The sequence below is a fragment of the Ruegeria sp. BB9 genome (assembly GCF_056539345.1).
In genome coordinates this window covers 1-12,276 of sequence record NZ_JBQFUU010000005.1, presented here as the reverse complement: position 1 = coordinate 12,276, position 12,276 = coordinate 1, and the positions used below count along the sequence as shown (strand labels likewise).

The following is a 12,276-nucleotide window of genomic DNA, read 5'->3' as shown; positions in this document are numbered from 1 at the left end:
GACGATGATTTGATGAATGTGTCCCTGCCGATTCCGCTGCTGGTCATGGCCATTCTCCCTGCTGCGTTGCTGGACCGATGTTCGGGCCAGAACACCGGCACCGCGCTGGGAGTTCTGGCGCGGGACCGGGTCGCACTGACGGCAACGGCCAATGAGATCATCGTGGAACTGCCTGTAGCAGAAGGGTCTCCGGTCAAGGTCGGCGACGTGCTGGTCAGGTTCGACACGGATCTGCAGACCGCGAAGCTGAACCTCGCGCAGGCGGAACTGGAAAAATCGCAGGCCACGCTACTGAAACTGGAAGTCGGCCCGCGCGAGGAAGAGATTGCGATCGCGCGCGCCAACGTCGCCGGTGCCGAGGCGCGTCTGCTGGACGCAGAGGCCGTGTATCAGAGGAATTCCCAGCTGGTCGTCAACTCGGTCGTCAGCCAGGCGCGCCTGGACCAGGATATTGCCGCACGCGATTCCGCTCGGGCGGCACTGGAAAGCGCTCGGGAGTCCCTGAAAGAACTGGAAAACGGAACCCGCCCCGAAGATCTGTCGGTTGCCCGGGCCAATGTGCGGGCGGCCGAAGCGGCGGTTGCCGCCGAGCAGACCGTTCTGGATGACCTGACGGTTGTTGCGACACGGGACGGCATCCTGGATTCCCTTCCCTGGAACCTGGGGGAACGGGTCGCCCAGGGCAGCCCGGTCGCGGTGTTGGTGTCCGGCGCGGCCCCTTTCGCCCGCGTCTATGTCCCCGAACCCAGCCGGGTGGACATCGCTCCCGGAGACTCTCTCGAGGTTCGGGTCGACGGGCTGGACCAACCTCTGACGGGCACCGTGCGATGGGTCAGCGACGACCCGTCCTTCACCCCCTACTACGGGTTGAACAAGGATGATCGGACGCGGTTGGTCTATCTGGCAGAAATCGACCTGCCGGAAACCGCCCGAGATCTGCCTGCGGGCGTTCCCGTTCAGGTGAAGATGCCATGAGTGATCTGGTGGTCTCGACCCAGGGTCTGACGCGCCGATTCAAGGAAAAGACAGCCGTCAGCAACCTGGACCTGGAGATACGCCAGGGTCAGATCTATGGGTTTCTGGGCCCGAACGGCTGCGGCAAGACAACGACGATGCGAATGCTGACCGGACTGCTGACGCCCAGCAGCGGATCCGTCTCGGTGCTGGGCCGACCGATGCCGCAATACGCCGAGCCGCTGAAGAATGAAATCGGGTACATGACGCAGATCTTTTCGTATTACCGCGACATGACGGTGCTGGAGAACCTGCGCTTTGCCGCCGAGATCTATGGGATGCCGCGCCGCAAATCTGCCGACCGGATCGACGAACTGCTGACAACCTACGACCTGACCGAAAACGCCAATCAACTGAGCGGCAGCATGAGCGGCGGGCAGCGGCAGAAACTGGCGCTGGCGGCCACGGTGCTGCACGGCCCCAAGCTGTTGTTTCTGGACGAGCCGACATCGGCCGTCGACCCCGAAACCCGCCGGTCTTTCTGGGAACAGCTGTTCGACCTGGTCGATCAGGGCGCGACGATGATCGTGTCCACGCATTTCATGGACGAGGCGGAACGGTGTCACAAGCTGGCCATTCTCGAGCATGGGGTGAAAAAGGCGGATGGATCGCCCCGGCAACTGATGGAAGACCTGAACGCCACCGTGATCGAGGTCGAGGGTGAGGGGCTGCGGCAGGTCAAACACCTGCTGGACGACACGCCCAAGGTGCTGTCGACGGCGCAGGTGGGTGCCCGATTGCGCGTTCTGGTGGACAAGTCGGAAACCGAACCGATGGCGATGATCACGTCGCGCCTTTCGGACTTTCCCAACGTGACGATGTCGATGCAGCGCCCCAATCTGGAAGACGTGTTCGTCAGCGCGACGAAGGGGCCCGCCCAATGAAATCGCTCCGCCGCATCACCGCCGTTCTCAAGAAAGAGCTGCTGCAACTGCGGCGCGACCGGATGACCTTTGCCATGGTCATCATGATCCCGCTAATCCAGCTGCTGTTGTTCGGATACGCAATCAACACCAACATCCGCCATATACCGGTCGGGATCGTGGATCAGGCCGATTCGTCGCTGTCCCGGACCTTGGCTCAGATCGTTCAGGCTACGCAGGTCGTGACCATCACCGAGGTCTTCTCGACCCCGGAAGAAGCCGAACAGGCGATCACCGAGTCCACCGTGCGCGCCGCGTTCATCATTCCGCCCGACGTCGATGACCGGCTTGCCCGAAGCCCGTCCATCGGATTGGGTCTGCCCAACGCGACGAACCAGACATCCAGCCGCCCCGTGGCTCATTGGATCGTGGACGGGTCGGACACCATGGTGGCCAGCGCCATCAAATCCCTGCGCAGCATGCCACTGACCGAATTGCTGCGACAGCCGCCAAACCGTCAGGTCCCGACCTTCGAGGTCACGCTGTATTTCAATCCCGAGCAACGTTCGGCGGTGAACATCGTGCCCGGGCTTGTGGGTGTCATCCTGACCATGACCATGATCCTGTTCACCTCGGCCGCCATTGTCCGAGAGCGCGAGCGGGGGAACATGGAGATGCTGATCAACACCCCGGTCAAATCCATCGAACTGATGATCGGCAAGATCATTCCCTACATCTTCTTGGGCTTGCTGCAGGTCGCGATCATCCTCGGGCTGGGACATTTCCTGTTCGACGTCCCCATAAACGGAGGGATGATCCCGCTGCTGGTGGTAACGCTTCTGTTCATCATCGCCAGCCTGTCGCTTGGCCTAGTGATCTCGACACTGGCCCAGAACCAGCTGCAGTCCATGCAGATGACGATTTTCGTTCTGCTGCCTTCGATCCTGATGTCGGGATTCATGTTCCCGTTCGACGGGATGCCCAAGCCGGTTCAGGTGATCTCCCAAGTGCTGCCGGCCACCCATTTCATGGACATGATCCGCGGCGTGGTTCTGCGGGATGCAACGCTTTACGCTCTGCGCGGTGACATCCTGTGGATGATCGGGTTTGCCGTCCTTGGGATGCTGGCCGCGACGCTCAGGTTCAAGAAACGCCTGGGATAATAGAGGGGCGACCAAGGCCGCCCCAAGTGTCTGGATTGCCAGTCTCCTATCCGTGTCGGACCGTTCAGATGATCTCGTCCTCGTCGAACATGGGATCATCTTCCAGCTGCGCGTTGATGTCTTCCATCGAGTCTTCGGCCTTTTCCACGGACCCGACCCGCCCCAGGTGAAACACGGCATCGCCCTCATTCACCACAGGCATGACCGCACGCCCGACGATCAATCCGTCGAACGGAGCGATGATGTCCTCGCTGGCTTCGCCGAACGGGTCCGATACGGCACCCAACAGATCACCTTTGCGGACAAGTTCACCGTCCGCTTTGTAAATCCGGAGGATCCCACCCATCGGGGCGCGCAACCACTTGCTTGACGAACAGAACTGCGGTGCCGCTTTGGGCTTGGAGATCCGCTTGGCGGGAACCATCCCCATGTGCCTCAGTACCCGCAGAATGCCTGCAAGGCCCGCGCGGATCGACAGTTCATCCAGGCGAAGACCCTCGCCCGCTTCGTACAACAGAATATCTTTCCCCTGCGCCTTCGCCGCGCCGCGCAATGATCCATCGCGCAGGGGAGATTGGATGACGATCGGTGCTCCGAAAACGCTGGCCAGTTCCTTGGTCCGAGGGTTGTCGGGCGAGATCCGGATCTGCGGATAGTTCGTGCGATGTATCGCCGCCGAATGCAGATCGATCCCCAGATCCGAGCGGGCGACGATTTCGGTCATGAACAGATGCGCCAGCCGCGAGGCCAGCGACCCGTTCTCGCTGCCGGGAAACACCCGGTTCAGGTCGCGACGGTCGGGCAGATAGCGGGAATGGTTGATGAAGCCGAACGCATTCACGATCGGCACCGCGATCAGCGTGCCTTTCAATGTCGCCAGGTTGGGCGCACGCAACAGACGGCGAATGATCTCGACGCCGATCACCTCATCACCATGCACCCCACCGCTGACAAAAACGGTGGGCCCGTCCTGTCGGCCATGCACCACATGCGCGGACATGGTCACCGGGGTATGGTCCGACAGAACGCTGACCGGCAGATCCACGGTAAGCCGCGATCCCGGCGCCACCGTGGCGTGGCCGATCGTGAATGGCTGCCGCTTTGCCATGCCGTTACCCTTTGCCCTTGGTCTTGGTGGCTCCGGCTTTTGCGTTCTTTTCCAGGAACTCGATCATCTTTCCGGCAATATCCAGACCCGTGGCTTTTTCCACGCCCTCCAGACCCGGCGAGGAATTGACCTCCATCACCACAGCGCCGTGATTGGCGCGCAGCATGTCGACGCCGCAGGCATTCAGGCCCATCGACTTGGCCGCGCGAGCGGCCGTTGCACGCTCTTCCGGTGTCAGTTTGACCACCTTGGCCGAACCCCCGCGATGCAGGTTCGAGCGGAAATCGCCCTCCGCACCGGTGCGTTTCATCGCAGCGACAACCTTGCCGCCCACCACGATGGCCCGAATGTCGGTTCCGCCGGCTTCCTTGATGAACTCCTGCAGCAGGATGTTCACACCCGCGCCGCGGAACGCCTCGACAACCGATTTGGCGGACCGGTCCGTATCGGCCAGAACCACACCGATGCCTTGCGTCCCTTCCAGCAGCTTGATGACGATGGGCGCGCCACCGGCCAGTCTCAGCACCTCGTCGGTCTGTTTGGGGTCGTGAGCAAAGGTTGTGACGGGCAGACCGACACCGTCGCGGGCCAGCAACTGCATCGACCGCAGCTTGTCGCGCGACCGACCGATGGCGACGCTTTCGTTCAACGGGTAGACACCCATCATTTCGAACTGACGCAGCACTGCGGTTCCGTAGAAGGTGACCGAGGCACCGATCCGCGGAATCACCGCGTCATACCCCGTCAGCTTTTCGCCGTTGTAATAGATCTCGGGGCGACGGGTTGCGATGTTCATGTAGCACCGTAGGGTGTCGATGATGTCGAGCTGATGCCCACGCTCCTCGGCCGCTTCCTTGAGGCGGCGGTGCGTGTACAGGTTGGCATTGCGCGCCAGCATGGCAATCTTCATGACAAATCCCCTTTGTCCTGGTGTTTTGGTTTGCCGCGCAACAGATGCGCGCGCTTGGTGTGAACGGCGATTGCGTGGTTCTTCAGCGCCGCCCGGCCCACGATCATCTGAAAGGTCATGTTCGTGCGATCGGTCAGAGACAGGTCCAACGGCCAGGTTTCGTCGCCCAACCGGATGGTGGTTCGGATGACGATCCTGTTTTCAGGAATTCCGCTGGTGTTCTTGATGTTGCGCCGTTCCTTGATCGGAGCCTCGATACGGATCATGCCTTCTCCGCCCGGCACCTCCGTCAGGAAGGACACCCAGTGATGTCCGTCCCGTTGAAACCGCCGAATGTCGGTTGCATGCAGCGCTGACGTGCGGGCGCCGGTGTCGATCTTGGCCTTGATGTCGTTCAATGGCAGGTCGGGAAGGTCGATGTATTCCATCCAACCAATGACTTTCGGCATCTGCGGCTGACCCTTGTCCGATACGTTTGCCATGATCACACCAGCCAGGGCATCATAAGGGTTGCAAGGCTCAGCACGAAGAAGAAGCCGGCCATGTCCGTAATCGTGGTCAACAGCGGGCCACTTGCGGCGGCCGGGTCCTGTCCGATCCGCTTCAGCAGCAAAGGAACAACACCGCCGATGGATACCGCCAGCATCGTGTTGAGTGCCAGCGCAGTACCAATCACCAAACCCAGGGCCGGATTGCCTTTCCAGAACCACGCGACCAGCCCGATCAGAACACCTAGCGCGATCCCATTGATGACCCCGACCGAAATCTCCTTGATCCAGACCCGCACGGCATCTTGCGGCCGTACCAATCCAAGGCTCAGTTCGCGCATGGTGACGCCGACAGCCTGGTTGCCGGAACAGCCGCTCATGTCCGATACCATCGGCAGGAAGATGGCCAGCGCGATCACGGCGGCCAGAGTCTCTTCGTAGGCCGAGATCACGCTGGCCGCGATGATGTTGAGTACGATGTTGGCCGCAAGCCAGGCCAGCCGGCGACGGGACCGCACCGACAAAGGCATCGAGCGCAACTCGTCGCCAACCACACCCTGACGTTTGAGGCTTTCACTTTCCGAGCGTTCCAAAATGGCTTCTGCCACCGCCGTGCGGGACACGACACCCGCTAGGACTCCGTCGGCATAAACCACCGGCACCCCCAGGAAAGGGTGATCGTTGAACACGTCTTCCAGCTGTTCCAACGGGGTGTCCACGGTCACGGTCAGAGGTTGAACCATGATGCTTGTCAGCTTTTCGCTGCGCTTGGCGGTCAGCAGGCTGCGCAGCGATACCACGCCAACGGCGCGCCCCTCGGAATCGACAATATAGGGGTGCTGCCCGCGATACCTTTCAAAATCCTCGTCGTCCGAAGCAAGTTCGCGCAGGACATTGCCAACGGTCTGCGTGTCGCGGAACTTGAACACCTCGGTCATCATCAGACCGCCAGCGGTGTCATCCTCGAATGTGCTGAGCAGGCGGACATCCGCAGCCTCTTCAGCGTCCATTTCGGACAGGATGGCCTCGGCATCCGGCGTATCCAACTCGCCGATAACGTCGGCCTGAATGTCCGAATCCAGCTGTTCGATGATCTCGGCAGCACGCTCGGGCTTGAGGCGTTCCACAAGCTCGACCGCCATCTCGTTTGGCGCTTCTTCGACCAGTTCCGCGGCAAGCCCAACGGGAACGATCTCCAGAACGGTATCGCGCTCAGCCGGTGTCAGCTGAAGAACTTCGCGCAGGGCTTCGCTGCTGGTCAGCGGATCCAGAAGCGCCTCAAGCTCGGACGCATTGGACTGCTCGACCGCTTCCTTGATCCGAACCGAAAGCTCTTCGTCGGTTGAGGGAATGTCTACGTTTCCGTCCATGCCTTAGCCATTCAATTGGGTTGTCGTTCCTTTACATAGGTGATAATTTTTTGTCTATAGACAAAATAATATGAGATGTAGAATGTCTGACTTCACGAATGCCGCAGAAACCCTGGCCGGGCTCTATACCCGGGAATTCGGAGGAAAGGCCTCGGGCCGGTATCGCATCCCGCAGAAGCTGCTGCGTGAACTGTGTGGCCGGAGAAGGCTGTACCAGGAGGACATCACGGCTCTGACCCGCGAACTTCTGGAAATGGGCTATGTCATGATTGATATGGACAGCTTCTTTGTCGTCATGAGCGCCAATTCCTTCGTGAACTATCGGCGGGTCGGCAAGGAAATGCTGGCCCACACGGAAGGCACTAGCTGAGTCCCGGTCCTAGCAATCGGCGCAATGGCTCCTGATCTTGTCAGATCCTCAATGCGCGAGCCGCTGCAGTCTTTGTTGCAGAAACTTTCTGGACGCCAGATTCGGTGCGGCCTCTATGGCCTGCCGATAGGCCGCGGCAGCCGCGGCGGTGCGGCCCGTCTTCTGCAGAATATGCGCGCGGGCCGCCTGCCAGGGCTGAAAATCATCAAGATCGGGCCGTAGGCTGTCCAGCTTGTCCAAGGCCAGTTGGGCATGACCTGCCTCGGCCATCACGACGGCCCAGTTCAGGGCAACCACCGGGGTTGGCTCGCAGGCCCATAAGGACTGATACAGCAGCGACATCTGCCGCCGATCCGGGGCCGGCGCCATCATGTGGCAATCCGCAATGGCGGCCTTGAGTTGAAACGGTCCCGGCTTTCTTTGGTCGACCGCAGTTTCCAGGATGCCCTGCGCCTCACGTATCTGATCCTGCTGCCAAAGTGTTCGGTCATGATCCTCTACGGGCACCATAGCGCCATCAGCGTCGATACGCGCAGGGCGGCGGGCATCGGTCAATAGCATCAGGGCCAGCGCACCTTCGATTTCCGGCTCTCCCGGTCGGAGGTCCCGCAGAACCCGCGCAAGGTAGATACCTTCGTGGCAGAGGTCCCGCGGTCCTGTATCCTCGGTCACGTATCCGGTGGTGAAGATCAGGTAGAGGGTCGTCAGCACCGTTTCCAAACGTTCCGGCCAGATTTTCGGATCGGGAAAAGAGTAGCCAATCCCCTTGGCGCGAATCTTGGCCTTGGCTCGGGACAGGCGCTGGCCCATGGTCTGGTCGTTGTCCAAAAATGCCGCGGCGATTTCCCGTGTGGTCAGGTTGCAGACCGTGCGCAAGGTCAGCGCGGTGCGTGATTTCTGGTCCAGCGCGGGGTGACAGCAGGTGAAGATCAGACGCAACCGGTCATCCGGTATCTGCTCAGACATATCGTCCGTCACAGAGTCCGGCAGGGTTATGGCCAGGGCTGCTGTTTTCCGTCCCTCCCTGTGTTGCGCTCGAATGCGATCGATGCCCTTGTTCAAACCAACCCGCATCAACCATGCGGTCGGGTTGTCCGGAACTCCGTTGCGGCTCCAGTGTTTCACGGCCGAGATTGCGGCCTCCTGCAGTGCGTCCTCGGCCAGTTGGAAGTCACCCAACCGGTTGATCAGACCGGCCAAAAGCAGCCCCCGATCCCGCCGCAACACATCATCAATGACATGTCCAACTGCGAACGCTTTGGGGGCGGCGTTCTTCATGGATTATCCAGCCGGATTGTAGTCCATCAGAGGCCGAACCTCGATTGTGCCGTAGTTGGCGGCCGGGATCAGTGCCGCGTATTTCAGCGCCGCATCCAAGTCAGCAACGTCAACCACATATTATCCGCCCAAATGCTCCCGCGTTTCGGCATAGGGCCCGTCCATGGTTTCAACTTTTCCGGAGCGGATCCGAAGGGTGGTCGCAGTTTCGATCCCTTGCAGGCCCTCGCCATCGCGAAGAACACCATCCGCTTTCATCCGCTCATTGGCGGCAAAGAAGCCACTCATCATCTCGTCAAATTCCGGGGTGCCATAGGCCGGTTCCTGCGCGGGGTCAGTGTAGATCAACATCATGTATTTCATAGCAACAATCCTTTGAAAAAGTTCTGGGTCAAAGACTGGAGACCCGGGCTGCGATGCAAATCACCATGATCAGCGCAGCCAAAATATTGGTGCCATTACAGACATAGCGCAGCGGGTGGGCGGCATTGTCAATCTTCAGCCCGAAAGGATGCGCAACTTGTCCGGTCACCAGCAAGATGCCCGCCGCGTTGAGGTAAAGCGCTGGTGTTCCGCCCCCTTCGCCCAGCATCATCAATATCAATATGAAGGTCGCCCAGTCCTGGCAGATTCCGTGTTGGCGCACGCGCAACATCAGTGCCATGTCGCCGCCAACGCCGATGGATTGGCCCGTGGCCGACCGCATCCCCGAGACACGAAACCATAAGATGAGCCGAACCAGCGCCACAAGCAGCGCATAAATCGGTGTCGTTAAAAAAACCATCTATCGTCCTTCCGGTTTTCAGGTTCGTGCTCCAAGGACGCCGGGTTTTCTCAGATTTCGACAGGTGCTGAGATATTTTGGTGGCGCGCTGCAATTCTTGCGCATTTTGCGCGTGTATTACCTTTTGTATGGCTGCGATGGTTGGGTTGGCGCAAAATGAGCGGTGGAAGGCGAGCAATGCCTCCCTGAGGCGGCTCGTTCGGTGTTTTGTTCGACTGTGCTGGTTGCGGGAGCATGAAACCGCCGACAGTTGACCCTTTTGGGTTGGCAATACAATAGATTTACTACATCCGACAGAATTGCAGTCTTCAACCACTGAAGTGGTCCGCTGCTATGTCAAGATAGGCGGTTGATCCTAGTGCAAAAATTCGCCTGAGAGAAAGGCAACAAATCCGCCGCGCGAGTGGCAAGATCGATGAAGTAGTACTCTGCGGCCGGTTCCAAGCACAGTTTCTCGTGAGCTAAATCCGACGGGCGAGCCAGTGCAAACCAAAGCGCCTTAGCAAATGGCGGCGATATCTGCGCTTCGGTGACATTCCAGCATCGGGCGATAAATCCAGTTGTTCGGCCCAAGGCGTGCGCCCGGCCATTTCGCAATAGATGCCGCCCCAAGGGTGCTTAAGAGGCGCAGTCCACGGTTTAACGGAACCCGCAAAATGAAGGATAACCGGCACCTCAAAATCGCCGATCAAACGTGTAGGGTAAAATGTATAATTGTATCTCCGCTCGCATCCCATGACTTGTCCTGCAAGTGCGATATTCAGCGCGCATTGATCATGCCAGACAAGCCGATCGGACATGGTTGTAAGAACTTCAAACACACGTTTTTCGACGTTTTGTTTCCGCCAGAGGTTTAGATCAATCAACATAACGCCTGAGCTGAAATACTGTGACGGACCCACGCCCAAATCCTCATGAAGTGCGTTGCCAACCTGATATGCCGCAACTATGCTGCCACCGAGATCTCGATCATATAGTTCCGCCAAAGAACTGAGTACCAAAGTATCGCAATCTAAGTACAAGACCCGGGTAACAGTCTTTGGAAGAATGCTCCCCAAAGAACACCGGTAGAGCGCCGCCGATGAAATATGCGGTTCATCCCGCAAGGTGCCCCAAATCTCCGAATACGCGTTGTTTGAGATTTCAATGAATTGGGTGCGGAGCTCTATGTCGTTGCAAAAGGTTTGCAGCCTAAACAGCTCGTCACATGCGGGAAAACCATGCACGAGATACAATTCCAAATCACTTCGAACATTTGTGGCAGCAAGTGAATAAAGCGCCGCCGACAATGGCGCGATCATATTTCTGTCAAAAGTGAAAAGAATATTCATCACAACCGTCTTTCTACAAGTGCACTGACATCTGCACGCAAGATCACTTGAATATGCATGCTCAACAAGCATGTTTTTCCACGAGCGCAGTCTGCGGTGGCACTCTAAGGCGCGCGCTTCGCATCCGATTTAAGTAAGTGAGTTGCTTGAGAAAACCAAGTTTGGTTTTTTGTGACCAAAACTACCGAGACATTTGGCGTCACCCCAAAGATCTCTCAACACTACAACCCTTCGCATTTGAGAGCATGTTCTGCCAACCCTTGGTGAGAAGCTTTAGGTGCGCAAAGCTAAGCTGTCTATGCCGAGGCTGACCTATTTGCGCTGGGCTCTTTGCAGGACAATCTGCCCAACACGGGTGTCAAAGCCTAGGCCTGAGGCATGCCCCTAGTTGGTATTGCCACGGGAGGCTTACCTAATCTTGTAGCCGATCGCGAGATGGGTGCCCTGGCATACCCGCCACACCCAGCGGCCTTGGACCCGCGCCCATGCCGAGGCCAGCTTTGCCCCGGCACGCATTGGCTCAGCCTATGAGAACCCTTATCAGTCAGTAATACGAATACACGTGCCTTAAAGCGGTCCGTCATCCGGCGCAATCTCTCCCAGACCGCCAATCGGAGCTGGCGCCCTACGGCGCGAGATCTGACGAGCGGGATTGAAATAGATCGAAGTGACCTGCCGATACGCATTGATAGGGGCAAAATCGGTGAAATCAGCACGAGGCCACCTCATTGCAGCATCGAGAGAAGCCAGAACCCTTGGGTAGCGTTCAGAATTGTCGAGGACAATCAGCGCAGGAACAGCTCGACCGGCCTTTACCTCTTCTAAGACATACGCTGTGCAAAGACGGCGATGTGTTCCATCGATCACCACGATATCCGCATCTGCCACTTCAGGTCGCCGGGTATATGTTTCGGGTTCGGTGGCGAGATGAATGTCAAACCCTGCTGATCGGGCCAGCGTTTTTGACACCTCATCATACCATCCTTGATTATGCTCAATCGCGGTGACCATCGCGCCACGTTTTGCATAAAACACTGAGGAGTGCCCACTGCCATATTCCAGAACGCGAACTCCGTTCAAATCATACGAATCGATGTATTCAATCGCCGAGTATGCGTACCAGGGGATCTCTTCTCCCGCAGCGTCTACGCAGCGCACCTCAAGTACGCTTCGATAGTGGCCAAGATCATCCGACAACACGCGAAGCGCATCGCCTTCAGTTTTCTGTTGGCGGTTTAGCAAAAGCTTTAACCACTTCCATCCAAAATTCGACAGCATGTTGTCACCTTAGGCTGCGGACCTGTGCTTCTGTGTTGGCTAAGCAACGAACATTCGATGAGACTTACTTAATTTACAGTACGGAGACATCATTAAATTGCGAAGGGCATGAAAATTCTTGTAAGCGTTTTGTGAAACTGCGCAGCTTGAATCTGCGCCTTCTGGTTTTGAGCCTGACGCGGTGAAGACGTTGAGCAATTGATCCAGTGGATCAATTTTGGGTTTTCGGGCTGTAGTTTGATTTTTTGAGTTTGGTTGCGGGAGCAGGATTTGAACCTGCGACCTTCAGGTTATGAGCCTGACGAGCTACCGGGCTGCT

Annotated in this window: 13 protein-coding genes; 4 read left to right on the top strand and 9 right to left on the bottom strand. The window is 58.2% G+C overall.

Annotated features, from left to right (window positions below):
* The first annotated feature begins 12 nt into the window (after nt 1–12).
* Genes ACR0FC_RS15725 through ACR0FC_RS15715 form a run of 3 tightly spaced genes read left to right on the top strand, consistent with a single transcriptional unit; the run spans nt 13 to nt 3,040 of the window.
* Nucleotides 13–975, top strand: coding sequence for an HlyD family secretion protein (locus ACR0FC_RS15725; protein ID WP_254432983.1), 963 nt, complete (start codon nt 13–15; stop codon nt 973–975).
* Nucleotides 972–1,898, top strand: coding sequence for an ABC transporter ATP-binding protein (locus ACR0FC_RS15720; RefSeq protein ID WP_170342568.1), 927 nt, complete (start codon nt 972–974; stop codon nt 1,896–1,898). The genes ACR0FC_RS15725 and ACR0FC_RS15720 overlap by 4 nt, the downstream gene beginning before the upstream one ends.
* A complete protein-coding gene (locus ACR0FC_RS15715; protein ID WP_170342570.1) occupies nt 1,895–3,040 on the top strand; it encodes an ABC transporter permease in 1,146 nt (381 codons plus the stop codon). Before ACR0FC_RS15720 ends, ACR0FC_RS15715 begins: the two co-directional genes overlap by 4 nt.
* Nucleotides 3,041–3,104: 64 nt before the next feature.
* Here ACR0FC_RS15715 and ACR0FC_RS15710 read toward each other — a convergent pair whose 3' ends face one another.
* From ACR0FC_RS15710 to mgtE, 4 genes are read right to left on the bottom strand one after another with little or no spacing between them, the layout of a single operon-like run.
* Nucleotides 3,105–4,148, bottom strand: a complete 1,044-nt coding sequence (locus ACR0FC_RS15710) for a succinylglutamate desuccinylase/aspartoacylase family protein (protein WP_170342571.1) — start codon at nt 4,146–4,148, stop codon at nt 3,105–3,107.
* Between the two features lie 4 nt (nt 4,149–4,152).
* On the bottom strand, nt 4,153–5,058 hold the full coding sequence (gene rimK / locus ACR0FC_RS15705) for a 30S ribosomal protein S6--L-glutamate ligase (RefSeq protein ID WP_170342573.1): 906 nt from the start codon (nt 5,056–5,058) through the stop codon (nt 4,153–4,155).
* Nucleotides 5,055–5,540, bottom strand: coding sequence for an ATP-dependent zinc protease family protein (locus ACR0FC_RS15700; RefSeq protein WP_170342576.1), 486 nt, complete (start codon nt 5,538–5,540; stop codon nt 5,055–5,057). Before ACR0FC_RS15700 ends, rimK begins: the two co-directional genes overlap by 4 nt.
* Before the next feature lie 2 nt (nt 5,541–5,542).
* Entirely contained in the window at nt 5,543–6,916 is a 1,374-nt protein-coding gene (gene mgtE / locus ACR0FC_RS15695; protein ID WP_170342577.1) for a magnesium transporter, read from the bottom strand.
* A gap of 82 nt (nt 6,917–6,998) precedes the next feature.
* Here mgtE and ACR0FC_RS15690 point away from each other — a divergent pair, with 82 nt between their 5' ends.
* A complete protein-coding gene (locus ACR0FC_RS15690) occupies nt 6,999–7,286 on the top strand; it encodes a hypothetical protein (protein ID WP_170589195.1) in 288 nt (95 codons plus the stop codon).
* A gap of 48 nt (nt 7,287–7,334) precedes the next feature.
* On the opposite strand, the gene ACR0FC_RS15685 is transcribed toward ACR0FC_RS15690, so the two are convergent.
* The 5 genes from ACR0FC_RS15685 to ACR0FC_RS15665 form a co-directional block, all read right to left on the bottom strand.
* Nucleotides 7,335–8,564, bottom strand: a complete 1,230-nt coding sequence (locus ACR0FC_RS15685; protein WP_170342580.1) for an RNA polymerase sigma factor — start codon at nt 8,562–8,564, stop codon at nt 7,335–7,337.
* A 120-nt stretch (nt 8,565–8,684) separates the two neighbouring features.
* Complete coding sequence (locus ACR0FC_RS15680) at nt 8,685–8,927, bottom strand: YciI family protein (protein WP_254432984.1); 243 nt, start codon at nt 8,925–8,927, stop codon at nt 8,685–8,687.
* 28 nt (nt 8,928–8,955) lie between these two features.
* The gene (locus tag ACR0FC_RS15675) at nt 8,956–9,348 is read right to left on the bottom strand and encodes an MAPEG family protein (RefSeq protein ID WP_170342582.1); all 393 of its coding nucleotides are present in this window, start codon (nt 9,346–9,348) and stop codon (nt 8,956–8,958) included.
* Nucleotides 9,349–9,809: 461 nt separating this feature from the next.
* Complete coding sequence (locus ACR0FC_RS15670; protein WP_170342584.1) at nt 9,810–10,679, bottom strand: glycosyltransferase family 8 protein; 870 nt, start codon at nt 10,677–10,679, stop codon at nt 9,810–9,812.
* A gap of 567 nt (nt 10,680–11,246) precedes the next feature.
* On the bottom strand, nt 11,247–11,957 hold the full coding sequence (locus ACR0FC_RS15665; protein WP_170342586.1) for a hypothetical protein: 711 nt from the start codon (nt 11,955–11,957) through the stop codon (nt 11,247–11,249).
* Nucleotides 11,958–12,276 lie beyond the last annotated feature (319 nt).